Source organism: Pseudomonas sp. FG86 (assembly GCF_057808775.1).
Genome location: NZ_JBMDIS010000013.1, coordinates 49,957 through 71,472 on the forward strand (window position 1 = coordinate 49,957; position 21,516 = coordinate 71,472).

General features: G+C 65.6%; 24 protein-coding genes. 8 read left to right on the plus strand and 16 right to left on the minus strand.

What is annotated here, in order from left to right; genetic code table 11:
• Positions 1-2: 2 nt before the first annotated feature.
• The 16 genes from ACODSV_RS11480 to ACODSV_RS11555 all read right to left on the minus strand — a co-directional run bounded on the left by ACODSV_RS11480 (position 3) and on the right by ACODSV_RS11555 (position 14,042).
• Positions 3-1,523 (minus strand): conjugal transfer protein TraG N-terminal domain-containing protein, encoded by a 1,521-nt coding sequence (locus tag ACODSV_RS11480; protein ID WP_003090214.1) that lies wholly within the window; start codon positions 1,521-1,523, stop codon positions 3-5.
• Positions 1,524-1,536: 13 nt separating this feature from the next.
• Entirely contained in the window at positions 1,537-1,896 is a 360-nt protein-coding gene (locus ACODSV_RS11485) for a hypothetical protein (RefSeq protein WP_003090212.1), read from the minus strand.
• The gene (locus ACODSV_RS11490) at positions 1,893-3,287 is read right to left on the minus strand and encodes an integrating conjugative element protein (RefSeq protein ID WP_003109770.1); all 1,395 of its coding nucleotides are present in this window, start codon (positions 3,285-3,287) and stop codon (positions 1,893-1,895) included. Before ACODSV_RS11490 ends, ACODSV_RS11485 begins: the two co-directional genes overlap by 4 nt.
• A 9-nt stretch (positions 3,288-3,296) precedes the next feature.
• Complete coding sequence (locus tag ACODSV_RS11495; RefSeq protein ID WP_034137615.1) at positions 3,297-4,247, minus strand: TIGR03756 family integrating conjugative element protein; 951 nt, start codon at positions 4,245-4,247, stop codon at positions 3,297-3,299.
• Positions 4,244-4,690, minus strand: a complete 447-nt coding sequence (locus ACODSV_RS11500) for a TIGR03757 family integrating conjugative element protein (RefSeq protein ID WP_003109772.1) — start codon at positions 4,688-4,690, stop codon at positions 4,244-4,246. The genes ACODSV_RS11495 and ACODSV_RS11500 overlap by 4 nt, the downstream gene beginning before the upstream one ends.
• 164 nt (positions 4,691-4,854) lie before the next feature.
• The gene (locus tag ACODSV_RS11505; RefSeq protein WP_003090203.1) at positions 4,855-5,349 is read right to left on the minus strand and encodes a JAB domain-containing protein; all 495 of its coding nucleotides are present in this window, start codon (positions 5,347-5,349) and stop codon (positions 4,855-4,857) included.
• 175 nt (positions 5,350-5,524) lie between these two features.
• Complete coding sequence (locus ACODSV_RS11510) at positions 5,525-6,292, minus strand: DsbA family protein (protein WP_003090202.1); 768 nt, start codon at positions 6,290-6,292, stop codon at positions 5,525-5,527.
• A gap of 24 nt (positions 6,293-6,316) precedes the next feature.
• Positions 6,317-9,208 (minus strand): conjugative transfer ATPase, encoded by a 2,892-nt coding sequence (locus ACODSV_RS11515; protein ID WP_003105079.1) that lies wholly within the window; start codon positions 9,206-9,208, stop codon positions 6,317-6,319.
• On the minus strand, positions 9,208-9,657 hold the full coding sequence (locus ACODSV_RS11520; RefSeq protein WP_003109775.1) for a TIGR03751 family conjugal transfer lipoprotein: 450 nt from the start codon (positions 9,655-9,657) through the stop codon (positions 9,208-9,210). The genes ACODSV_RS11515 and ACODSV_RS11520 overlap by 1 nt, the downstream gene beginning before the upstream one ends.
• Positions 9,638-11,056 (minus strand): TIGR03752 family integrating conjugative element protein, encoded by a 1,419-nt coding sequence (locus ACODSV_RS11525; protein WP_003109776.1) that lies wholly within the window; start codon positions 11,054-11,056, stop codon positions 9,638-9,640. Before ACODSV_RS11525 ends, ACODSV_RS11520 begins: the two co-directional genes overlap by 20 nt.
• Positions 11,046-11,957, minus strand: a complete 912-nt coding sequence (locus tag ACODSV_RS11530) for a TIGR03749 family integrating conjugative element protein (protein WP_003105643.1) — start codon at positions 11,955-11,957, stop codon at positions 11,046-11,048. The genes ACODSV_RS11525 and ACODSV_RS11530 overlap by 11 nt, the downstream gene beginning before the upstream one ends.
• Entirely contained in the window at positions 11,954-12,646 is a 693-nt protein-coding gene (locus tag ACODSV_RS11535) for a PFL_4703 family integrating conjugative element protein (RefSeq protein ID WP_003105641.1), read from the minus strand. Before ACODSV_RS11535 ends, ACODSV_RS11530 begins: the two co-directional genes overlap by 4 nt.
• The gene (locus tag ACODSV_RS11540) at positions 12,643-13,041 is read right to left on the minus strand and encodes a TIGR03750 family conjugal transfer protein (RefSeq protein ID WP_003105639.1); all 399 of its coding nucleotides are present in this window, start codon (positions 13,039-13,041) and stop codon (positions 12,643-12,645) included. The genes ACODSV_RS11535 and ACODSV_RS11540 overlap by 4 nt, the downstream gene beginning before the upstream one ends.
• An 11-nt stretch (positions 13,042-13,052) precedes the next feature.
• Positions 13,053-13,412 carry a TIGR03745 family integrating conjugative element membrane protein gene (locus ACODSV_RS11545; RefSeq protein ID WP_003090173.1) on the minus strand — a complete coding sequence of 120 codons (360 nt, stop codon included), beginning with the start codon at positions 13,410-13,412 and terminating at the stop codon, positions 13,053-13,055.
• Positions 13,413-13,428: 16 nt separating this feature from the next.
• Positions 13,429-13,662, minus strand: coding sequence for a TIGR03758 family integrating conjugative element protein (locus ACODSV_RS11550; protein WP_003050225.1), 234 nt, complete (start codon positions 13,660-13,662; stop codon positions 13,429-13,431).
• Positions 13,659-14,042 (minus strand): integrative conjugative element protein, RAQPRD family, encoded by a 384-nt coding sequence (locus ACODSV_RS11555; RefSeq protein ID WP_003120001.1) that lies wholly within the window; start codon positions 14,040-14,042, stop codon positions 13,659-13,661. Before ACODSV_RS11555 ends, ACODSV_RS11550 begins: the two co-directional genes overlap by 4 nt.
• Positions 14,043-14,245: 203 nt before the next feature.
• Between ACODSV_RS11555 and ACODSV_RS11560 the strand changes: the two genes are divergently transcribed.
• From ACODSV_RS11560 to ACODSV_RS11595, 8 genes are read left to right on the plus strand one after another with little or no spacing between them, the layout of a single operon-like run.
• The gene (locus ACODSV_RS11560) at positions 14,246-14,716 is read left to right on the plus strand and encodes a helix-turn-helix domain-containing protein (RefSeq protein ID WP_003050245.1); all 471 of its coding nucleotides are present in this window, start codon (positions 14,246-14,248) and stop codon (positions 14,714-14,716) included.
• Positions 14,713-15,288 (plus strand): PIN domain-containing protein, encoded by a 576-nt coding sequence (locus tag ACODSV_RS11565; RefSeq protein WP_003109777.1) that lies wholly within the window; start codon positions 14,713-14,715, stop codon positions 15,286-15,288. The genes ACODSV_RS11560 and ACODSV_RS11565 overlap by 4 nt, the downstream gene beginning before the upstream one ends.
• A 17-nt stretch (positions 15,289-15,305) precedes the next feature.
• The gene (gene cap6, locus ACODSV_RS11570; protein WP_003105629.1) at positions 15,306-16,220 is read left to right on the plus strand and encodes a CBASS system CD-NTase-associated protein Cap6; all 915 of its coding nucleotides are present in this window, start codon (positions 15,306-15,308) and stop codon (positions 16,218-16,220) included.
• The gene (cap8, locus tag ACODSV_RS11575; protein WP_003105626.1) at positions 16,217-16,687 is read left to right on the plus strand and encodes a type III CBASS phage resistance system CD-NTase-associated protein Cap8; all 471 of its coding nucleotides are present in this window, start codon (positions 16,217-16,219) and stop codon (positions 16,685-16,687) included. Before cap6 ends, cap8 begins: the two co-directional genes overlap by 4 nt.
• Entirely contained in the window at positions 16,684-17,184 is a 501-nt protein-coding gene (cap7, locus tag ACODSV_RS11580) for a type III CBASS phage resistance system CD-NTase-associated protein Cap7 (protein WP_003090159.1), read from the plus strand. Before cap8 ends, cap7 begins: the two co-directional genes overlap by 4 nt.
• Positions 17,184-18,086 carry a CBASS oligonucleotide cyclase gene (locus ACODSV_RS11585; RefSeq protein WP_003105624.1) on the plus strand — a complete coding sequence of 301 codons (903 nt, stop codon included), beginning with the start codon at positions 17,184-17,186 and terminating at the stop codon, positions 18,084-18,086. The genes cap7 and ACODSV_RS11585 overlap by 1 nt, the downstream gene beginning before the upstream one ends.
• A gap of 38 nt (positions 18,087-18,124) precedes the next feature.
• Entirely contained in the window at positions 18,125-18,850 is a 726-nt protein-coding gene (gene nucC, locus ACODSV_RS11590) for a CBASS effector endonuclease NucC (RefSeq protein ID WP_003050273.1), read from the plus strand.
• Positions 18,851-18,859: 9 nt separating this feature from the next.
• Positions 18,860-21,484 carry an AAA family ATPase gene (locus ACODSV_RS11595; protein ID WP_003116812.1) on the plus strand — a complete coding sequence of 875 codons (2,625 nt, stop codon included), beginning with the start codon at positions 18,860-18,862 and terminating at the stop codon, positions 21,482-21,484.
• The last annotated feature ends 32 nt before the right edge of the window (positions 21,485-21,516 follow it).

Below are 21,516 nucleotides of genomic sequence, written 5' to 3' on the forward strand. Positions count from 1 at the left end.
GGCTACTTCAGCTTGCCTCCCGTGAGTGCCCCAGCCCCCTTGCCCCCGGCTTGGCCGGCGCTCTTGCTGCCGTCCGACAACCCCTGAATGGCATGTCCCGCCCGAATTCCAACCCAGGTCAGGCTTGCCAGCCAGAATCCTGGCAGCACCAGGAACATCGTGCCCGCGACGAACATCAAGAGCATGTCGCCGAACGCATTGTTCAGCCCCACCAGCGGGTCGAAGTTCGTGTGTGGCCGGTTCCAGCCAAAGCCCCAGCCATAGAGCGCATCGAGGATAGTGCTGTCGATCCAGCGAGCGAGCTGGAACCAGAAATCCACGAAGAACAGCGCGAATTGCACGACGCTGACCGTGACGACCGTCTTCAGGTCATAGGTGCCCACGACCAGCACGAGCGGGATGCAGATGACCAGCGCCATCTTGAGCAAGGCGAGGACCATGGGTAGAGACTGTCTCACGACGTCCATGGCGGGAAACGCGGCAATCGCGCCGACGGCCATCCCAACGTCTCCCGTGGCCCGTGTCACGATGTTCGGCAAGGTCTTGTCGATCTGGCCTCCGTAGTCCGTATAGACGCTGCCCTGGTTCAACTTCTGCTGCCGCGGTGACGCGATGGCTCGGATCACCGAGTCGTCCACCTCGGCCCGGCTCAGGAACCCGGCCCAGCCCGCCAGGCGACTCAACAGGCTCGGGTCCACCTGACCCAGCAGGCGTGCCCGCAGGCCGTTACTTCCATCGCTCCACCACTGGCGGCAGGTCGGGTAGCCGCCACCGCTGGCCACCTGCGCAAGCCCTGCGTCGCGGGTGCTGTCATAGGGCCAGTCCTCGCGTGGGGTGCTGGAACGGTATGTGTCGTAGTAGCCGTTCGTGTCGGTGAAGAACCGCGATCCGATCCAGGTCACGTCGTGCATCTGCTGCTCATCGAGCTGAGGGCGCTGCATGAACAATTTGGCCCGTGCAGGCCCATAGCAATCCCGCGAGAAATCCGCTACTTCCTGAGCCAGCACCGGGTCATCGATGCGCGTAGCGTCGATCTCCATGCGCATCTGCCGCAGGTCCGTGCCGCACGGGATCGCTGCCACCGAAGCGCCCGTGACGGCGCGCGAGAGCGCGTGCATGAACGCCCACCACACCGGCACCTTCGCCGACTGGTTGTTGATGGTGCTGAAGGACTGCGACCAGCCGGTATCCCCGGGCTGCGCCACGCTGACCTGGCACTGGGCCGAGCGCGAGCTGTCGTACTGGATGGTGTTCAGGTCCACGTCGATGAACGGAATGCCGGCGAACATCACCACCACGATGGCGACGAAGACCCGGTTCTCGATGCGGGCGGCGCTCAGCACGCCTTTGTTGCCCTCGTCGGCGCCTTCCGCACGGGCCTTCAACCACTCCTGCACGATGATGGCGACGAAAGGCAGCGCGAATACCCCGCTGGATACGAGGACCGCCCAGATGCCGTTGTTGACGATCCAGGACACGAGGGTTAGGTAGTACTCCAGGTAGTCGGTCGTGAAAAGCGTCATGGCCTCGATCCCCTCAAGCGGCCTGCATCAACAGGCTGGCTTCCAGCGCCACGATGGCAACAATGCCGGCGACCTCAGCGCGAATCAGCCGGCGTCGGGCCAGCGTGCTGTCCTCGCGCGCCAGCAGCCGCCGCCGCATCCAGACCCAGCCGCAGGCCGTCGCCCCGTACAGGAACAACCGCCACACGAAGAAGTAGCCCGATGCGGCCGCGAGCCACCGCTCCCAGCCGGCCACGCTGCCAACGAGATAGATGCCGGCGATGTTGGCGCCCACCGCAGCGGCGACGATCACGGCCGCCCACAGCAGTGCTTTCGCCGCACGCCGGCTGATGAGCCAGCGCAAGGGGCGCCAGGCCATGCGCTCCGCGCTCATGGCCGGCCTCCCGGATTGCCCTTCTGCAACTGGTCGAGGCGGTCGGGCACCGGATCGCCCTCATAGATGCCGCGCGAGCCTGCCGCGCGCGTGCCATGGCGCTGGATGATGGCCATCGGCGAGTTGTTCGCCAGCTCGCGCCGCAGTTCAAGTTCGGTCTTGAGGTTGCGGATCTCCCGGTCGAGCGTGTCGCTCTCGTGGTTCACGGCCTCGACTGCCAACTCGTTGGCTGCCACGTTGGGCTCTTTCTTGCCGGTGAGCAGCGTGCGCTGGAGCAGCAGTGCCTTCTCCAGCACCGACGAAAGCGCCACCTCGGACGCGAGGCGCCGCGCCAGCAGGTCCTGGTCCGGCTCGTCGCGCAGCGCCTCGATGACGCCGCGCGTGATCGGCAGCGACGTGCTGCCGGCCTCGCGCAAGTTCTCGAAGGTGGTGTTGCGCACGCCGGAAACCAGTTCCTGCAAGACTTCCAGCTTGGCTTCGTACTCCTCCTGGATCAGCGGCGTCAGCCCGACGCCGGGCACCGTCTCGGTCTTGGTGCAGGAATCGCACGTGCGCTGCACCTGTTCCCCGAGGACCCGGGTGGCCCATTCGGTCGCCTGCTGCGGCGACGTCCAGGTCTGGCAGGACAGGCTCGCGCAACTGGTGGACGCGATGGAGGATGTGTCCGTCACGCCGCGCCCGTTGACCAGGTTGTAGCCCGCGCGGGTGACGTCGCCGACCACGCGGATGGCGGACTGGCCTGCGCCACCGGCATTGCTGCCGCCCACCCAGGGAAGGCCGTCGTTGCCGCGGCGCGTCTCGGCCTGCTCGACGGCCGACACGGCATCGTTGCTGCCAACCGCGTCACGCAAGGCCATGCCTTCGGCCATCTGGCTCCAGCCAAGCTGGCCACCCGCAGTCTCGGCCATCTTCTCCGCCATGGCGCGGCACGTCAGCTTGGAGCGGTCGAAGTCCAGCCGCGCCTGCAGCACGCCGTTGGTCAGCAGGTTGTACAGGCCCGGATCGGCGCGCTGAATGATCAGCGCCGGCAGCGATGCAACCGCGCTGGTCGCGCTCTGGATCACGTTGCTCATGATCTGCTGAAAGCCGTTCGTGATGCCGTTGAGCTGATTGCGCAGCGTGGTCTGGATGCTCATGTCGCCGCAGATCAGGTTGCTGTTCCACCCCACGCCGACCCCGATGGAGCGCATGCCGGCCGCGCGGCCCATGGACACCGCACTGCCACCGCCGATCGAGTACATGACGTCATCGCCGAGGACGGGGCCGCTGTTCTGGTATCCGACCTGCGCCCACGCCAGGCCGCAGACCAGAGCGAGCGGGCCGGCCAGCGCCTTCGGGCGCAGCAGGCGGCACGCCTTGGCGGAAAGGTTCATCGATTCAGGACGCTTCATCGTGGCACCTCAGAGGAAATCGACGCTGCCCAGGAACACCTGCCCGCGGCGTTCGCAGCACGCATAGGGACGCCACAGCGCCCAGGCGTAGTCGCCTTGTTGGGCCTGGGTCAGCGTGCCGCTGTGCGGGAACACCACGCAGGTGTTGGACAGGCGCGGCGTCAGCTCCTGCCACTTGCCCGTAGAGGCATCACCCTCCATCAGCGCGCCGGCCGGCCAGTAGCCGTCGCGGGCGTTGACAAGCAGCGGCTGGTACACGTGGATCTGCCCGCGGCGCGTGACGACATCACCGGCGCGCTGGGCCACGACGGCCCCGGATTTGTAGTCATCGGTCTGATGCAGGAAGCCGCCGCGCGGATAGACATTGCCCCAGAGGTTCATCGTGGTGCGCGCACCGACCTCGCGCATGCCCGGAATCAACGCCTCCGGGTAGGCCATTTCAGGCACGTTGTAGCGCCAAGCCAGCGTGTCCAGGGTGCTGAGTAGATACGGCATGAAGGCCGTGCCCGCGCCTTGGCAGAAATAGCCCGACGACGATGCGAACTGGTTGAATACCTCGCCGCCAGGATGGCCGATGACATCGCTGTTCTTGAATTTGGCGAGGTTGTTTTCGTGGTCTTCGTTCGTGGTCCCATCCCCACCTGCCTGTGCGGATGGGTTGGGCGTGCTCATCGCCTGCACCTCGACCCAGGGGTTCTCTCCGGTGTTGCTGTAGCTGGAGACGACCGCATCGGGCACGTAGTGCCGGACCTTGGTGGATGTGCGCACCGTGCAGCCCGTCCAGGTGCAGTAGAGCCAGTAGCAGATGCCCACCACCCGGTACTCCAGGCAGTCCGGCGACATGACGGAGGACACGATGGTGGCGGTGTTCAAGGCGTAGCTGCCCGTGGCGCTGATCAGCAGCAGCGAGGCCACGGCGACGCGCAGGCGGCGCAGCAGGTCGAATGGGCGATGGGTCACGGCTGCGTCCTCCGGTGTTGCTCGATGCGCGCGACGGCCCGGGCCACGTCCGGCTCGCCATAGACCACAAAGCGTTGATCCACCACGACGGCCGGGATGGTCGTGACACCCAAACTCCATGCGTCGGTGACGCCCTGGTAGGCGGTGCCGATGCGGCGCTGAAGATCGGTGCCGCCTTGCTTCAGGCGTTGCCGGACGATGGCTGCTGCCCGCTCAGGGTCGGCTGGAAGATTCGCGGAAAGCTCGGCCTCGATCCGGGGCGTTTCGCCCAACTCGATCAGTCGCTCGCCGCCCATGGTCTTGACCGGGTGGCGGCTGTCGGTGACGACCACCACGTCGGCGGCGAAGGTGGCCGGGCTGAACACCGCCAGAGACGTCGGCAGCGCCACGGCCAGGCCAAGGGTTCGCCAGCCTGGTGCGAACCGGGTAAAAGCTGCTGGCATGTCATGTGCCCCGGAAGTTGATCAGGGCCATAGTCAAACGCCGAACCCCAGGCGGCCCCAACAAACAATGCGCATCGCGGCCACCCCGCATACCTGCTTGCGTCGCCGCAAAGAAAAAAGCGGAGGCCGAAGCCTCCGCGCTGATCAACGAAGCAGTGCAACCCTTACAGCAGGCCGGACTCCGCAAAGGAGAACGGGGCACCCTGGCCGACGATGATGTGGTCCAGTACCCGCACATCGATGAGCGCCAGCGCGGCCTGCAGTTGCTGGGTCAGCATGCGATCCGCGCTCGACGGCTCGGAAATGCCCGAGGGGTGCTGGTGCGCGAAGACCACCGCGGCGGCCTTCAACTCCAGCACACGCTGCACGACGACACGCGGATAGACCGAAGTCGAGTTGATCGTGCCCCTGAACAACGGCTCGTAGGCCAGCACCTGGTGCATGCTGTCCAGGAACACCGCGGCGAATATCTCATTGGGCTCGGCGACCAGCTTCACGCGCAGGTAGTCGCGCACGGCCGTGGGGTCGAGGAGTTTCGCACCCGCTTTGAAAACCCGCTTCTCCAGCAGTGCAATGGCTTGCTGGATGATCCAGTCCTCGTGTTGGGCAGCGATGGCGGAAAGCGACTCCAGGCAGGAGTCATTGACGACGAAAGACATGGCGAACCTCCAGACGGTGAGATCGGAGGGCGCGCGCCCTGGGAGGGCAAGCCCTCCTGGGGAACGAACAAGGTGCATCCATCACCGCGGCAGCGGTGATCGTTCGCGGCCAGGATGCGAGGCGAACGGGTTTCGGTCAGCGCAGTGGACTGCGCCGTAGCCTTGAAGACCGGGGCTACCTGGGCATGTCGCCGACGACGTCGGCAGGCATTTCCGATGTAGTAGGTGTGGCGGCGGGATCGCCGGCCGCGAGCATGTCCATGGCCGACAGCAAGGCATCGCCCTCGATCGGACCCTGCAGTAGGATCGCCTTGCCGGTTTCGCGATCGTGCAGCCGCAGCGACGGCGTGGCGGTCACGCCGCTGCTCGTGGCTTCCGCCGTCTGGGTGCGGATCGGCGCCTCGGGCCGTTCGCTCGCCAGACACTGCTCGATGGCTGGCGTAAGGTCGGGGTACCGCAGGTCCTCGGGCAAGCCCTGGCCGTCGCTGCGCGTGTGGGCATAGACCCACTCGACAGCCTGCCAGAAGGCGGCATGGCCGCCAGATTCGCCGGCGCACTCCGCCAGGCTCGCTTCGGCAGACGCGGCCGGCTCATGCGCGGCCAACGGGAGGTGGTGCCATTGCAAGGCCACGTCCGCGTTGCCGGCCACCCAACGCTTGAGCACTGGGAAATAGGATCGGCAGAACGGGCATTCGAGGTCCGCGTAGAGCGTCAGCGTGAAACGCCCTTCCGGATTTCCCATCTGCCACGGAGGCCCGGCCACCTGCGTCACGCTGACCGGCGTTGAAGTCTGGGGAGTGGACTTGCCAGAATAGCGGGACACGAGCCAGATCAGCAGCAGCGCTACCAGCACGGCGGCCAACACCCAGGGCCAGCTGAGCCTCCAGCGCCGACGGCGGAACGCCTGTACCTGCATCGGAATGGATGGGCGTTTCTGTTCCATGGCGTTCTCCGGTGTACGGCAGATTCAGGGCAGGTCCAGGGTCGGCGACTCGATGCCACGTGCCCGGTCGATCTTCTCAGCCACCTTGAAGGCGGCATCCAGCTCGCTGACGCCGTGCTGCTGCATGAGCTGGTAGCGTTCTGCCTTCTCCTCGGGCTCGGTTTGCGCGAGCGCGAGGTAGAGACTTGGCGGCACGGCGCGGAACAGCACTTCCATGCTCTTGGAGAGGATGACGCCCTCGGTGAACTTGCCCGCTTCCTTGCGTGCGGAGAGCATCAGCGCCTTCTGCGCCGGCGAGAGTTCGCGGAACCTGGCGATCTTCTCCACTTCGTCCGGCGGCATCGACAGGCACACCCACCACTCGATCATGTTGAGCATGGGCTCTGCGGCGCGCGGCAGATCGTCGATGTTTTGCGTCGCCAGCCAGAACCAGGCGCCCAACTTGCGCCACATTTTTGTAATTTTCACGACATAGGGCGCGAGCAGCGGGTTCTTGGTGATGATGTGACCTTCGTCGGTCACGTTGACGATCGGCCGGCCCAGGTACTGGTCGCGCTCGGCGATGTTGTTCACCGTGCTGATCAGGCTGATGTAGGCGATGGAGAGCTGCGCGTTGTAGCCCTCGCGGGCATAGGTCGCCAGATCGACCAGCGTGATGTCGGCCTCGGGCCACGGCGTGCCGTCACGGTCGAACATCTCGCCGTCCGTGCCTTGGCAGAACATGTCCATCGCGTCCGCCATCTCCAGCAGCCGCACGCGCCGCATCTCGGGCAGCGTCGGGTCCTGGCCACGGGCGCGCAGCGCGTTGCGCACGTCGCGCGTGAGCACGGTGCGCTTTTCGGCCACGCAATGTTCGGCGGCGTCGAGGATGCACTGGCGGATCAGCGAGCGGTCGGCCCGCGTCATCCGCGCTTCTTCCTTGTCTTCGCCGCCCGTGATCATCAGCCGCGCTGTGATCTCCAGTTCGCCCAGCACGTCGCGCTGCTCGTCCGCTTCCATGGCCGAGGCATCGGGGGGCAGGTCTTCGTCCAGCGCGTCGGCATCGAGCGTCTGTACGTCGCTGGGCGTTTCGATCAGCCGGCGTGCGTCGGCGAACGGCGCCAGGCTGATGCCCGATCCGGGGGCCAGCTTGACCCGGTTCACGGTCAGGCCCAGGCGCCTGGCGAAGTCGCTGAACAGGCCGAAGCTGTTGCCGGCTTCCACGATGAAAAGCCGCGGCCGGTAGATGGCCGTCACCTGGTTCAGCAGGTTGTTGAGCGTGGCGGACTTCCCCGAGCCGGTGGGGCCAAATAGAAACAGATGGGCATTCATCTGCCGATCCAACCTGTTCAAGGGGTCGAACGTAATCGGGCCGCCGCCGCGATTGAACATCGTGATGCCGGGATGCCCCGTGCCCTGGGCGCGGCCCCATACTGGCGACAGGTTCGCCGCGTGCTGGGCGAACATCAGTTGCGTGTACCACCGGCGCCGGTCCTTGCCGGGGTTGTAGCAGCACGGCAGCCAGCGCAGGTAGCTGTTGAGCGGCGCCACCTCGTCGTCCTCGCGCACCGGCTGCAGGCCGGCGTTGAGCATCACGTTCGCGAGGTCCAGGCCGCGCCGATCCAGTTCCGCCTCGTCGCGCCCGCGTAGGTAGAACGCCAGAGTGCCCCGGTAGAGCTTGTGCGCGCTGCCGATCAGGGAGCGGGCTTCATGCACGTCCTTGAGCGTCTGCTCCGACGCCAGCGTCTCGCCCACAGCTTTCTTCGCCAGATGGTTGAGGTCCGATTCGAGGACGTCCTGCGGCGTGGCCACCATGGTGAGACACATCAAGGTGTCCTCGGGCATCTGGTCGAACAGCGTGTTGATCGCGTCCCCCTTGCGGGTCTCGCCGGTCAGGTGCCCGGTGCCGGGCGGCATGCGCAGCCGGTCGGTGATCAGCACGCGGTGCGGCATGCCGTCGAAGTACCAGGCCCCTTGCGCCACGTCCGAGCGCGGCTGCCCAAAGAACAGCCGCTGGCTGAAATCCCGCCCGCTCGCCAGCTCGATCTCGCCGGCCTCGCTTTCCTCGGTACTGTCCGGATAGCGCGCCAACGCGTAGAAGCGCTCCCGGTCCTCCACCCCAGGCCCGAGCAGCGTGGGGCGCGGGTTGAACCACCGCAGCAGCCAGTCGTGGACGTCGGCCGCGACCATGCGCCGGGCCTGGATGCCGGCGTTCGCCAGGCCGCCGCACAGGCGGTCGCAGACGATGCCCAGCATCTGCTCGGGTGTCTGGCCGCGGCGGTTTGCCTGTCCCTGTCCGCTCGCGCGGCGGTACACCACCATGCGCACGCGCCGCGTCTGGCCGCGCCAGCGCAGCCGCGTGACCACCGTGTCCTCGAACAGGCCGCCGGGCTTGGCCACAGCGCGCAGGTGGTGGCCGAAGAAGCGCAGGTAGAACTCGGTGAACGCCGAGCCGCGCGCACGTGGCTGCACGTAATCGCGCAAGGTCTGCATGTACTGGTCGAAGCTCGGTTCGTCCTGGGCATAGAGCTGGAGCACCCACGGGTTCTCGTCCAGTTCATCGAAGCTGTCCTGAAGCGCGTTTTCCAGGGCGTCGCGGGCATGCGCGAGCCAGCCGGGTTCCCGGCCTTCGGTGCCCAGCGGCACCAGCTCGTAGAAGGCGGCCACCGATTGGCCGTCCTCCAGGAGCATCGATTTCGACTCGGGCAAGAACTCCACCCAGGGCAGCAGTTCCACGAAGGACGGTGCGACGTCGTACAGCGCCTGCTCGTCGGCCACGGTCGCCGGCTTGCGGCCCTGGACCGCGGCGCCGGGTTCGGGGATGCCGGCTTGCTGCAAGGCCTCGACGTGGCGCTGCCAGCCGTCCGGCTGCTCGTCGGCGGCGGTGTCTTCGGCGCTGACGGCAGCCAGCTTCGGCCATGGAAGTTTCCACCGCATCAGTAGTCCTCCGTCCTCTCGCCAGGCATCGCGTACTGCACGCGCTGGTACAAGGGGAAAACCGTCGTGTAGCCCGGCACGGGAACGGGGTCGGTGCCGGCCAGGTGCGGGTACACGTACATCACGAGATCGGGATTGGGCAGACGCTGGAACTGGCGGTGAACCTCATTGCGCGCGGTGCGCGTGTAGCGCATCTGCTCGACAGGTGCGGCCTGCACGTCGGCGTCGGTCAGGGGCCGACGCAGGCTCTGGCGCGCATCGAGCAACTGGCGGCCGGCGTTCCGTCCGGCTGCGCCACCGCCGTCGCCGGCCTCCTGCTGCCAGATGTCCATCATCGTGCGGTCACCGTGGGTCAACAGCTTTTCCTTGCTGGTGGCGCAGCCGGCGAGCACCGCGACGGCGAGGGCCAGTGCTAGGCCACGGGCCAGGTTAGTCAAGTTCAAGGGCATGGCTTTCTCCTGCGCGGTGATCGACCTTGCGGCCTTCGGGATCGAAGTCGATGGCGAGCGGCTTTTCGAGGTGGACGGCAACCTTGGCGCCGGGTTGGACATAGACGGCGGCGAAGGCTTGGCCGTAGAGCTTGTTGACCCAGGCCGACATGTCCCGGACACCGCCCGCGAGAATCTGGCCGACCGCTTCTTGGCCGGTGATGCCCACGGTGCCGATGGAGCCGTCCGAGCCGACATAGGACATGCGGCCGCTGCCACTCTCGATGAGCGAGGCCACACCGGCACCGGCCGCGGTGATCAGGGCCTGCGAGCCGAGGTATTGCTGGGCGTTGCTGCGCCGCTCGCCGCTGACGCAAGGAATGCCGTGGGGATCGCTGATCCAGCCCAAGCCGTCGCGCTGTTGGTTGTTCTGCTGGTTGCCCTCGCGGTCTTCGGGGATCGTGCGAATCGTGCCGTCGTTGAAGACGAACGTGATGCTGCGCACCTGACCTCGCACGCACGAGAGCGTCCAGTCGCCCGAGGCGGTGCCGCTGAACACGGCGCCGGCCACGTCGGGAATGTCGATGCCATTGGCGGTCAGGTTGTCCGGCCCGACCAGAACTTTGAACGGATAGGGATCGTTGACCGTGCCGTCGATCGGCACGCGGCCGATCAGGGCCGTCATCGCCACCGATCCCATTAGCGTCGAGTTGGTCGGCACGGTATAGACCGGCTTGGCATTCTTGACCCCGGCGGCGCGGGCGCCCGCGTTGGCCACGGTTTCAGCGGTGGTTTCGAGCGTGCTCTGCGCCGGGCCGAAGCTCGTGGGGAAGCTCATGCCGCCGCTCGCGCCACGCCCCCCGTTGCGCCCCTCGGCGGGCTTTGCGTCGTCCGGCTCGACCCACCGCACGCCGCCCTCCATGCCGGCCTCGTCGCCGCCCTGCAGCCCCAGGCCCACGGGCAGGTCCGCATGGCCGCCGCCGCGCCCGCCGATGCTGTCCAGGCGCCGCTGCAGGTCGGCGAGCAGCCCTTCGGTCTGCTGGCGCGCGCTGGCCGCCTGCTCTTGGTCGCGGCGCAGGTTGGACCGCTCGGATTCGAGCGCCGAGTTGATGCGCTGGTCGATGGAGTTCTCGCGCTGGCGCAGCCGCTGGTTCTCTTCACGCTGCGACTTGTTGTCCGAGAGCGCGGTCTGAAGCTCGGTGCGCAACTGCTTCACTTGGGCAACGAGCGTCGCCACGGTGTCGCGCGGGGTGTCGCCTTCGATGCCCAGCGCCTTCATTTCCTCGGGCGTGAGCTGGGCGCCGTTGTCCGCCGCGGGTGGCGCCGTGCCGCCTCCACCCGAGAACAGCCGGATACCGGCGAACAGCACCAGGATGGCGACAGGGATCATCAGCCACTTGAGCAGGCCGTTACTGCGCATGGCGGGCCTCCTTGGCGTTCTCGTCGCCGTCCGGCTGCGGCAGATGCACGGCAGGGTCGAAGCGGTGAATCGCCGGCAGCAGCGACTGCGCGAGGCCGCGGCCGCGCGTGACCAGGTACAGCACGGTCGTGTCCTCGGTCGTGCCGCGCGGGCCCAGCGCCTCGTGCTGGAAGGTGGCGGTGAGGAAATCGCCTTGCAGCACGCGCGGGTCGAGCGCGACCCAGTCGGCGCCGGTGTTGGTGAGGCGCACGGCAGTCACCCATTGGTCTTCCAGGCGCCACGACGCGAGCACGGCCGCGCGCACCGGCAGCGTTGGCATCAGTGTGTCCAGGTCGAGGTCGCGGGGAAGGTTGACCCGCATGACGCCCGGAAGCGGCTCGACGGTGCGCAGCGGTGCGTAGAGGTTCTGCGCGGCGAAGCGCGTCAGCACGACAGGGACCGGAGTTTCGCGCCGCGCGGTCCGCGCACCTGCCTGGCCCTGGGCGCGTGCCGGGGCCTCGGCACTGTCGGCCTGCTCGCCATAGCGTCCCGGTGCGCTGTCACCCTCGACGATGCGCACCGGCTCCAGCTCGGCTTCCCCGTCCTTGGGCGGTTCGGCTGCGATGTCCAGCAGGATCAGCGCGCCCGTGTCGGCGTCCTGCAGTTGCAACCGCGTGGGCTCGATCGGCTCGCTGGCACGCAGGTACACCGCGCCGCCCGCACTCTGCACGCGCAGGCGTTTGCCCACGCCTGCGGGCACGCCCACGCGCACGTTCCGGTCGATGAATACGATGCGTTCCTGACCGACCTTCAGCGGCACTGCCAGTGGCATGCGTTCCCAACGCAGGATCTCCACCGCCTGGGCGACGGGTGCCGCGGCCACGGCCAGTAGCCCCAGCAGCGCGAGTACAGGATGCTTCATGGGGTGTTTCCTCCTTGAGGCGCTTGCGGATTCAGGTCACTCGGCGCCGGGCGCGCCGGCTCCGGTGCACTGATGCGCTGGGGCGCGCCTTCGTAGCAGTCCAGCGCCAGGCCGAACGGGTTGCGGGCGGGATCGACGTCCACCCGCGTGACCTTGATCGGATAGCGCACCAGGGCGCGTTTGACCTGCTCGGCGCCGTAGTACTCGTCCGCCGTGATGTCCAGCGTCACCACCCAGTCGCGATCGGATACGGTGCGCACGCGCGCCGTGGGGTCGTCGCCATAGCCGCGGCCGGGAATCTCGTAGATGCCGCGCACGCGCTGACGCAGCTCGCCCGTGGAGCGGCGGTAGTCATAGTCCGCCCGCAGGAAGGCCTGGCAGGACGGGGTGAGGTACGGCGAGAGCGTATGGAGGTTGCGCGAGTAGTCTTCTTCGCCATTGGTCGGCCAGCGGTTCAGCGTCTGGAACACGTAGAACGTGAACGCATAGACCGATTCGGGCGGCACTTCCCACCACTTGCGGGTACTGCCAGAGCGCAGGTCGGGCGGGACGTGGATGGTCAGGTCGCGCGGCGCGCTCCACCAGCCGCCGCCCATGACCAGGGCGACAATGACCAGCGCGCCCGCGCCCAGGCGCAAGGTCTTGATGTGCGCCTGCAGGTGGGCGATCTCGTTCTTGAAGCGGCTCATCGCATGCTCCTGCGGGTGGACCAGAAGCCCGAGCGCGAGATCAGCACGTGGCCGCCCACCCAGCCGGCCATCAGCGGATGGCGCGTTGCGATGCGCCACTGCAACTGTCGATACAGCCAGGTGTCGGGGCGCCCACGCTTGAGGCGGCGCAGGATGCCGCCGCCGATGAACACGCCCAAGGCCACGCCCAGGACAACGAACGTCGGTGCGATGGCGATCGTGCGGAACACCCACGAAAGCGGCGCGCCGACCAGCAGGCCGGCCGCGCCGGACAGGCCGCAGCAGATCCACAGCTCGTCGGCGGTGAGGCCGCGCACGACCACGGGATGGCGGTTGAGCCGGTGCGGAAGGAACGTGACCGTCCCGTCCGCACGGACGTGCTGCTGCTCGGACATACCGGCCTCGCTTACAGGATGCCGGTGGCTTCGGTGAGCAGCCAGATGCCGATCACGAGCAGCACGGCGCCGATGGCGACCGTGAGGCCGAATTGGCCCCACGTCTTGCGGCCGGTGTGGATCTCCGCGTAGGTGCCGTAGGCGTGGTAGCAGACGCCGATGAACATCGACGCCACCACCAGCAGGGCCACGAGCATGATGATGTCGTAGCCGTAGTTGCGGATGGTCTCCATGATGCCGTTGCCGGTGCCGCGCGTCGGGTTCTCCAACTGCGGCAGACCTTGCGCGAACGACAGTGCGGGCAGCGCGGCGGCGCCCAGGGCCACGGCGGCGCGCTGGGCAAAACGGGAAGTGAGGTTGCGGTTGTGCATGGTCGGGCCTTTCATGTCAGGACAGGAGGAAGAAACTCAGGACGAGGTACATCGCGACGAAGCGGATGCAGACGCCGAGGAACTGGCGCTGGTTGAGGCGGCTCTCGGACCACCCCACATAGGCCGTTCGGATGGCCCAGACGCCCCACACGAGCAGGACCGCGAACACGACGCCGACCAGGACGGTCGCCATCGCGGAAGGCGCGATACCGCTGTTGGCTTGAAATGCCGAGACCTGGGCGCCGTTCATTGCTCGCCCTCCGCAGTCGTCTTCGGCGATGGCGAAGCGGCCCGCTCGGTGCGGTAGTCGCCGGCCAGTTCGGAGGGGTCGCGCGGCTGAGCGCGTGATGGCGTCAGGTGGAACTGGATGCCGGCGCGCACGCGCGCCAGGTCAGCCAGCAGCCGTGGGTAATCGAAGTGGTAGCGCTCGCCCGGCTGGATGGGGGCATGCGCGGCGCTGTCCGCGACGGTGCGTTCCAGCGCGTCGAGCTGGCGCAGCGCGGCGACCAACTCCTGGCGCTGCGCCGGGGACTCGGCCAATGCCATCGGGGACTGGCCCAGCACGAGGGCCGTCACGAAAAAAGTGGGCACGCCGCGATGCGCGGCGCGCAGCCAGATCGAAGCCACCATCGCGCCATTCCTGTGTGATCAGCAATGGGTTGATCGTGGAGATCAGGGCTGTTTCAGGCCGCAAACAATAGGAACTGGCGGACGACCGGATTGGGCATGCTGCGAGCGAACCTACAAAAGCACGGGTCGCGCTTCGATTATTGCGTTTTTCGAGTATTTCGAATATGATCGGCTCTGCAACCGTTTTCGCTTAGGAGCTACCCATGACCACCGCCACTGCCCAATCCAAGATGACCCTTCCCGCCGCGGGAGAGGTGAAGGCAGCCGTCCAGGGTCAACGTGCCTTGGCGGCTTACCTCGCAACCCAGTTCGAGACGCAGCACATCCAGATCTTTGATGACCACAAACAGGCTCATCAGGTGGAACTGCCTACCTCGGCTTTACGCCTGCTGGTCGACATCCTGGCCGAGTTGGCCGATGGCAATGCAGTAAAGGTGGTGCCCGTCCATGCAGAGCTGACGACCCAAGAGGCGGCGGACTTGCTCAACGTGTCCCGTCCCCATTTCGTCAAGCTGCTCGAAGATGGGGTGTTGGCATTTCATCGCACCGGCAAGCACCGCAGGGTGAGGTTCGCCGATCTGATGCAGTACAAGGAAGCGCGCGAGCGCGCCAGTGAGCAGGCGATGGCCGAACTCGCTCAGCAGTCGCAAGAGTTGGGAATGGGATACGAATGAGGCATTCCCCATTCACCGCCGTCTACGACGCGTGCGTTCTATATCCCGCGCCACTGCGGGATTTCCTGATGTGGCTCGGCCTGTCTGGCCGCTTCCGGGCGCGGTGGAGCCAAGCCATTCATGAGGAGTGGAAACGCAACCTGTTGATCAACCGCCCCGATCTCACCCGGGTTCAGGTCGACAGGACGTCGGATCTCATGGACCGGGCAATTCCGGACGGCTTGGTGGAGGGCTACGAAGCGCTCGTGGCAGGCCTGACATTGCCCGATCCGGACGACCGGCACGTCCTGGCTGCGGCGATTCGCTGCGGTGCGAGCGTGATTGTGACGTTCAACGAACGGGATTTCCCGAACGATCTGCTGGCTCCGTACGGCATCGAATCGCAGCACCCCGATGAGTTTGTGGACAACCTACTGGATCTGGACGCGGCCGCCGTGGTGTCGGCTGCGCAGCGCCAGCGTGCCCAACTCAAGCATCCGCCGATCGAGGTGGACCGCTATCTCGAAATCCTGCTGCGCCAGGGCCTTGTGCAAACGACCAAGGTGCTGGCGACCTATCGCACCATTCTCTGACCCGCCGAGAGCCACGGATGACCAAGAATCCTTCATCAGACGCCACTTTGCCGAAAGGCATCCATCGAAGCTGGAAGCTGCCGGACACGTCGCTGGGCGCCCTGTGGGATTCCATCGTCATGGACGAAGCTCTCAAGAAGCAGTTGCTGTCACAGGCGATCGTCAACTTCACGGTGCGCCCCAAGGTGGAGCGCACGGTACTCCCCCTGCACGGCGTGATCTTGTTGGTCGGCCCGCCGGGGACTGGGAAGACCTCCTTGGCACGGGGCTTGGCGCATCGTGTGGCCGAATCTTTTTCTTCTGCGAAGTTTCGATTGCTGGAAGTAGAGCCTCACACGCTGACGAGCTCTGCAATGGGAAAGACTCAACGCGCCGTGGCAGACCTGTTCTCGCAATCGATCGCAGAATCCGCAGCGGCGGGCCCGACGATCGTCCTTCTGGACGAGGTCGAAACGCTTGCGGCTGATCGAGCCAAGCTCAGCCTGGAAGCCAACCCGGTTGATGTGCACCGGGCCACCGACGCGGTGTTGGTGCAGTTGGACATGTTGGCCGAACGCAACCCGCATCTGCTGTTCGTGGCCACCAGCAACTTCCCACAGGCCGTCGACAGTGCCTTCCTATCTCGTTGCGACATGGTGATGGAGGTGCCACTGCCCGGCAAGGATGCCTGCAAGCAGATCCTGGTGGACTGCCTGAATGGCCTGGCAAAGACATTTCCGGGGATTGGCAAGCTTTCCTCGGCTCACCAGTTCGACGCGTGCGCTGGCGAGTGCGTCGGATTGGATGGTCGGGCCATTCGCAAGGTCGTAGCCAACGCCCTCGCGGCCGACCCGCAAGTGGCTATCGATCCGAACAAGCTTTCCGTAGAGCACCTGCGCAGTGCGATACGACAGGCAACGCAAATGCGCCTTCAAGGAGGGAAGCAAAAATGACCACCGTTGTCAGCCGGACGTTTCGCAGCTCGCCGCACCGCGATGCGTTGCAGACGTGGGATGCCATTGTCGAACTGCTCACTCAGGGCAAGGACGGCACGGCTCGCTCTGAACTCAGGGCCGTGGCGGGCGTGGCCGCCAGCTTGATCGCCGACCAGGCACCCAAGAGCGCGCCCATCGTTGCGACATGCGATGGACCACGGACCAGGATCTACTGCCTCTTCGACGAAGACGCGATCGATGGTGATGATGCCAACGAAGAAGTCTTGGGGTTCGAGCCGTTGAAGGGAGACTGGGGAGTCTCGCTGCCGTGTCCGAAGGAGCAGCTCGGCTGGGTGCAAACCGCGCTCAAAAAGCACAGTTCTCGCATCATTGCACGGGACTTGAGCCAAGGAATTGCCACGCAGGCGCAGGCCGATGCTGGACAAGCGCTGTCGCTCGACCTCGGAGGTTTCCTCAAGTCATGAGCACCGTCGCCACCTACTCGTACACGCACTCGGTTACCTATGTGACCGACAACATCCTCAAGAGCTTGAAAGACATCATCCTGCTCAGTGGGCTGGACCCCGAGCACTTCGCGGATCGCTGGGAGAGCAATACCCGAGCCATCAAGACGTGGCTCGGGACCGGTGATCTGCGCAAGGTGATTCTGGAGATCTACAACCCGGCAACCGACAAACTCGTGACCCGATGGGATATCGACATCGTGTATGGGTGGTCCGATGGCGACGGCAGCTTCTGGACAGATACCGAGCAGTTGAAGTACGCGATCAAGAAAGCTGGGCTGCTGCCATCGCAGGCCAAGTACAAGTTAATGCTCGATACAAAGCCAGGGCGGCCTGATGTGGAGGGGTGGAGCAAAGGAAGTTATCGCTCGACGGATGGAATGGTCAAGCAGAGCCTAGGCTCGACTGTCGAACACAGCGGCCTGGCGGGTCAGGCCGGATATTGGAGGCAACGCTGATGCTGTCGATCGATGAAGCTTTTCGCAAGTTCAAGTCGCGTCTGGAACTCAACGAACGCGAACAGAAGAATGCCTCGCAACGCCAGAACGAAGTGCGGGACTACCTGCAGACCAAGTTCGGCATTGCGCGCAGCTTCCTGACCGGGTCCTATGCTCGATACACGAAGACGAAGCCGCTCAAGGATATCGACATCTTCTTCGTGCTGAAGGACTCGGAGAAGCATTACCACGGCAAGGCCGCATCGGTAGTGCTGGATGATTTCCACTCTGCATTGGTGGAGAAATACGGTTCGGCGGCCGTGCGCAAACAGGCGCGCTCGATCAACGTGGATTTCGGTGTTCACATCGACGCGGAGGACAACACGGACTACCGGGTGGTCAGCGTGGATGCGGTGCCCGCATTCGACACCGGCGACCAGTATGAGATCCCCGATACGGCGTCCGGAAAGTGGATCAAGACGGACCCGGAGATCCATAAGGACAAGGCGACCGCAGCGCACCAAGCCTATGGCAATGAGTGGAAAGGTCTCGTGCGCATGGTGAAGTACTGGAACAACAATCCCAAGCACGGCGATCAGAAGCCGGTGAAGCCCTCGTTCCTGATCGAGGTAATGGCCCTTGAGTGTCTTTACGGCGGCTGGGGAGGATCGTTCGATCGCGAGATCCAGTCGTTCTTTGCCACGCTTGCCGATCGTGTTCATGACGAGTGGCCGGATCCCGCCGGACTTGGCCCGGCGATCAGCAACGATATGGATGCCGCGCGCAAGCAGCGCGCGCAGCAGCTGCTGTTCCAGGCGAGCCAGGACGCAAGCATCGCCATCGACCACGCGCGTCGTGGTCGCAATATCGAAGCGCTTCGCGCCTGGCGCGCACTGTTTGGCCCCAAGTTCCCACTGTCCTGATTCCATCGGCTTCCATACACGTCCCATCGAGGTACAGCATGTCCCAGTGGTCGCTTTCCCAGCTCCTGTCGTCCCTGCATGAAGACATCCAGCAGCGCTTGTCCGTAGTACGCAAGACCTTCGGTCACCCGGGTACGAAGGGGGATGCGAGCGAGAACGTCTGGATCGACATGCTGGATACCTATCTGCCCAAACGGTACCAGGCGGCGAAGGCGCATGTGGTGGACAGCCTGGGGAACTTCAGCCAGCAGATCGATGTGGTGGTGTTTGATCGGCAATATTCGCCTTTTATCTTCACCTACGAGAACGAGACGATCATTCCAGCCGAAAGCGTGTACGCCGTGTTCGAGGCCAAGCAGACGGCTGACGCGGGGCTTGTGGCCTATGCCCAGGAGAAGGTCGCCAGTGTGCGCAGGCTGCACCGCACGAGCCTGCCGATCCCGCACGCTGGCGGGACCTACCCAGCGAAGCCGTTGATTCCGATTCTGGGTGGCTTGCTCACCTTCGAGAGCGAATGGAGTCCTGCATTGGGCCCATCCATGGACAAGGCGCTGAACGCAAACCTCACCGAGGGGCGTCTGGACATCGGATGCGTTGCCGCCCACGGGCACTTTTTCTATGACCAAGCCAGCGGCGCGTACAGCTACACCAACGAAAACAAGCCGGCGACCGCGTTTCTTTTCAAGCTGATCGCGCAGCTTCAGTTCAGTGGAACGGTCCCCATGATCGATGTGGAGGCTTACGGTCAGTGGTTGACCAAGTGAGGGGTCGCTGTGGCAAGCATACGTTCGGAGTACCACCGGTTCCTGGCGCACTTGACGCAGCGGCACGTGCACGACGACGTGCGCCGGCTGGCGCACCTGGTGCTCGATCACCTGCAGCCACTGGCCGAGGTCGGTGCTGCACGCCGGGGGCGCTCCACGCGCTTGGCGCCGCTGGCCATCGCGCATCTGGCGCAGATGCCTGTCGCCTACGACGGGGACGCGCGCGGCCCCGAAAACGGGCCGGCGCTCGGGCGACTGCACCAGCTCGAAGTCGGGCCGTTTCGAGGATTCATGCGGCAGGAGACGTTCGACCTCAGCCATGACATCACCTTGGTCTACGGTGCCAACGGCACCGGCAAGAGCAGCTTCTGCGAAGCCTTGGAAGTGGCGATGCTCGGTTCGATCAGCGAAGCGCAGGCCAAGCGGGTCGACCAGCGGACGTACTGCAACAACGCTCGCCTGCGCCGCCACATCGCGCCAGTCCTGTCGTCTACGGCGGCGGGCGAGGCGCAGGCCGTCCAGCCCGACGAAGCTGAGTATCGCTTCTGCTTCATCGAGAAGAACCGCCTCGACGATTTCGCCCGAATCGCCGCGCGGACCCCGAGCGATCAGCGCCAGCTCATCGCCACCCTGTTCGGCGTGGACCAGTTCAGCGAGTTCGTGCGCGGCTTCAACCCCTCGCTCGATCAGGACCTGATGCTTGCCGGCGTGCAGGCGGCGCAGCTGGCGCAGCGTCGCCTGCAGTTGGCGAACTCCGAACAGACCATCGCCGCCTACCCGCAGAAGATCGCAGCGGTCGAGGGCCTGGAACAAGCTTTGGCGCAGCGCATGTCACCTGGCGCGACCTATCAAACCTGCGTGGACTGGCTGCTGGGTACGCCGCAGCAGCAAGGACGGCTACCGTATGTCCAGGCTCAGCTGGACGCCAACCCGCCTGCCATTCACGAGGTGACCCAGGCCCGCCTGCAAGCGTTGCTGGCAGAGGCCTACCGCGTCCAGGGACTGTGGCAAGCGTCTTCCGCGCAACTCGCGGCCCGCGCCGGCGAGGTGTCGTACGCGAAGCTCTACGAGGCCGTGCAAGCGTTGGCGGACGGGGCGACCGCGTGTCCGGCATGTGGAACCGAACTGGCCGCCGTGGCGCAGGACCCGTTCGCCAGGGCGCGAATGGGCCTGGAGCAGCTCGCGCAACTGGCCGTCCTGCAGCAGCAGGAGGCCGGGCATCGGACGCAGTTGAGCGAGGCGGTCCGAGCGCTGTGTGACGAAATGCGCCGCGTGGTGGCGGCGGCTGGGGTCGCTTGTCCTGCCGAATCGCAGGCCGCGGGCCTGCCACTGCTGCCTCCCACGTCGGCGGGCAATTGGCTCGGCGGCGGGGTGAATGGGGACCAGCGCGCCTGGCAAGCCCTCTTACGGATCGCACAGATCATCGAAGGCTTCGACGCGCAGGCGCGCGACGTGAATGCCCAGCGCGGCGCGATGGCCCAGGAGCGGGACCGCCTGCAACAGCATCAGCTGGAGATCGAACGGCTGCGGACCATGCGCACGACTGCGGATCAGGAGCTGGCGGCCGCCCGCCAAACCGTGGCCCAATTCGACGACGCGAACCGCGGCCTGATCCAGGCGGCCACGGACGAAATGCCGGTGGTGGTGCACCATCAGCGGGTCAAGGCCGCCTACGACGGCTTCCTGCCCGAGATTCAGGCATACCTGACCGCTCTGCCGGGGGTTCTGCTACAGGGGCTGGGAGACCAAGCCCGCCATCTCTACAACGCATTCAACCGGGCCGATCCGCCCGGCGATCTGCTGCACGCGCTGTGGTTGCCCGTGGCCGAGAACGGCAAGATCGAGGTGGAGTTCGCCGGCGAGCCGGGCGCGCGCTACGACGCGTTGATCGTCTTCAGCGAAGGGCACATCAAATGCCTGGGCCTGGCGATTCTGCTTGCCAAGAACCTCGCGCAGGGCTGCCCCGTGGTCATATTCGATGACGTCGTCAACGCGATCGACGACGACCATCGCGATGGCATCTGGCGTACCTTCTTCGAGGACGGTTTGCTCCACGGCAAGCAGGTTATCCTCACCTCGCACGCAGAGGAGTTCCTGCACCGCATCCAGCAGGAGTTGGGCGTGCGCCGCGCCGCGGCCATTAAGCGCTACAAGTTTCTCCCGCATCAGGGAGAGCACGAACTGCGGGTCGACAGCGACCCGCCAGCGAAGAACTATGTTCTTCTGGCCCAGCAGGCGTTGGCGGCTGACGAGAAACGCGAGGCACTGCGTCAGGCCCGGCCGGCGCTGGAGAGTCTGACGGACCGCCTGTGGACGTGGCTGGGTCGGCGGGCGGACGGCCGGATCGACATCAAGCTGAGCGGGCCCCGCGCGCCTTGGGAGCTGAACAATAAATGCACCAAGTTGCGGTCGGCCGTCGAGCGTATCGCGGCGCAACATGCGGGTGCGCCGGATGCCGTAGGGGCGTTGGTCCGGCTGCTCAATGTCAGCGGTACGAGTATTGAATGGGGTTACCTCAATAGCGGTGTGCACGACGCTCAGCGCGATCATGAGTTTGATCGGGCGACGGTAAGAACGGTCGTCGAGGCGGTTACGGCGTTGGATGCTGCTCTTGATACCCTGCAGAACCGATGAACGGCACACGGCTTTGCAGAGCCGTGCCGCCC

Excerpts from the sequence above, each read along its gene's own strand:
- cap8 (WP_003105626.1), top strand. The coding sequence starts at position 16,217 with ATGACCACCGTTGTCAGCCGGACGTTTCGCAGCTCGCCGCACCGCGAT.
- cap6 (WP_003105629.1), top strand. The coding sequence starts at position 15,306 with ATGACCAAGAATCCTTCATCAGACGCCACTTTGCCGAAAGGCATCCAT.
- ACODSV_RS11520 (WP_003109775.1), bottom strand. The coding sequence starts at position 9,657 with ATGCCCTTGAACTTGACTAACCTGGCCCGTGGCCTAGCACTGGCCCTC.
- ACODSV_RS11530 (WP_003105643.1), bottom strand. The coding sequence starts at position 11,957 with ATGAAGCATCCTGTACTCGCGCTGCTGGGGCTACTGGCCGTGGCCGCG.
- ACODSV_RS11585 (WP_003105624.1), top strand. The coding sequence starts at position 17,184 with ATGCTGTCGATCGATGAAGCTTTTCGCAAGTTCAAGTCGCGTCTGGAA.
- ACODSV_RS11510 (WP_003090202.1), bottom strand. The coding sequence starts at position 6,292 with ATGGAACAGAAACGCCCATCCATTCCGATGCAGGTACAGGCGTTCCGC.
- ACODSV_RS11485 (WP_003090212.1), bottom strand. The coding sequence starts at position 1,896 with ATGAGCGCGGAGCGCATGGCCTGGCGCCCCTTGCGCTGGCTCATCAGC.
- ACODSV_RS11535 (WP_003105641.1), bottom strand. The coding sequence starts at position 12,646 with ATGAGCCGCTTCAAGAACGAGATCGCCCACCTGCAGGCGCACATCAAG.
- ACODSV_RS11515 (WP_003105079.1), bottom strand. The coding sequence starts at position 9,208 with ATGCGGTGGAAACTTCCATGGCCGAAGCTGGCTGCCGTCAGCGCCGAA.
- ACODSV_RS11565 (WP_003109777.1), top strand. The coding sequence starts at position 14,713 with ATGAGGCATTCCCCATTCACCGCCGTCTACGACGCGTGCGTTCTATAT.
- ACODSV_RS11555 (WP_003120001.1), bottom strand. The coding sequence starts at position 14,042 with ATGGTGGCTTCGATCTGGCTGCGCGCCGCGCATCGCGGCGTGCCCACT.
- ACODSV_RS11540 (WP_003105639.1), bottom strand. The coding sequence starts at position 13,041 with ATGTCCGAGCAGCAGCACGTCCGTGCGGACGGGACGGTCACGTTCCTT.
- ACODSV_RS11550 (WP_003050225.1), bottom strand. The coding sequence starts at position 13,662 with ATGAACGGCGCCCAGGTCTCGGCATTTCAAGCCAACAGCGGTATCGCG.
- ACODSV_RS11500 (WP_003109772.1), bottom strand. The coding sequence starts at position 4,690 with ATGCCAGCAGCTTTTACCCGGTTCGCACCAGGCTGGCGAACCCTTGGC.
- ACODSV_RS11525 (WP_003109776.1), bottom strand. The coding sequence starts at position 11,056 with ATGCGCAGTAACGGCCTGCTCAAGTGGCTGATGATCCCTGTCGCCATC.
- ACODSV_RS11560 (WP_003050245.1), top strand. The coding sequence starts at position 14,246 with ATGACCACCGCCACTGCCCAATCCAAGATGACCCTTCCCGCCGCGGGA.
- ACODSV_RS11505 (WP_003090203.1), bottom strand. The coding sequence starts at position 5,349 with ATGTCTTTCGTCGTCAATGACTCCTGCCTGGAGTCGCTTTCCGCCATC.
- cap7 (WP_003090159.1), top strand. The coding sequence starts at position 16,684 with ATGAGCACCGTCGCCACCTACTCGTACACGCACTCGGTTACCTATGTG.
- ACODSV_RS11490 (WP_003109770.1), bottom strand. The coding sequence starts at position 3,287 with ATGAAGCGTCCTGAATCGATGAACCTTTCCGCCAAGGCGTGCCGCCTG.
- nucC (WP_003050273.1), top strand. The coding sequence starts at position 18,125 with ATGTCCCAGTGGTCGCTTTCCCAGCTCCTGTCGTCCCTGCATGAAGAC.
- ACODSV_RS11545 (WP_003090173.1), bottom strand. The coding sequence starts at position 13,412 with ATGCACAACCGCAACCTCACTTCCCGTTTTGCCCAGCGCGCCGCCGTG.
- ACODSV_RS11480 (WP_003090214.1), bottom strand. The coding sequence starts at position 1,523 with ATGACGCTTTTCACGACCGACTACCTGGAGTACTACCTAACCCTCGTG.